This window comes from Yersinia nurmii (assembly GCF_001112925.1).
Classification (GTDB): Bacteria; Pseudomonadota; Gammaproteobacteria; order Enterobacterales; family Enterobacteriaceae; genus Yersinia; species Yersinia nurmii.
On sequence record NZ_CPYD01000044.1, the window covers coordinates 1 to 351 of the forward strand.

Genomic DNA, 351 nt, shown 5'->3' on the forward strand with positions numbered 1-351 from the left:
CCGCGTGCAACATCAGAACATCGGGCTTGATCATTAGCCGACGACTACGGGCATAAAACACGCTGCGCGTGAGCGATAAACAGCGGCATACCTGTTGGATATTTGCACCGACCTTCTTCAGTTTCACCGCGACTTTTTGTCGTTGTTCATTTCCATGGCGAAGAAGGCCGAAGCCTTTTTTAACAGGTCATTGTCGCTCTGCAACTGCCGTACCTGCTTTTCAAGTTCTTGTATTCGCCGTTGTTCCGGTGTTATAGCACTGGCTATCGGTGTGTTTCCGCGGATCTCTCCGCGATACTGCCGTAGCCAGTGTTGTAAGGTTGAAAGGCCAATATTCATTGTTTCAGCAGC

General features: G+C 49.9%; 1 protein-coding gene. It reads right to left on the reverse strand.

The features are described from left to right. Positions 1-123: 123 nt before the first annotated feature. Positions 124-351, reverse strand: a 228-nt coding sequence (locus AD970_RS18455) for a hypothetical protein (RefSeq protein WP_049602474.1), incomplete at its 5' end; no start/stop codon positions are given.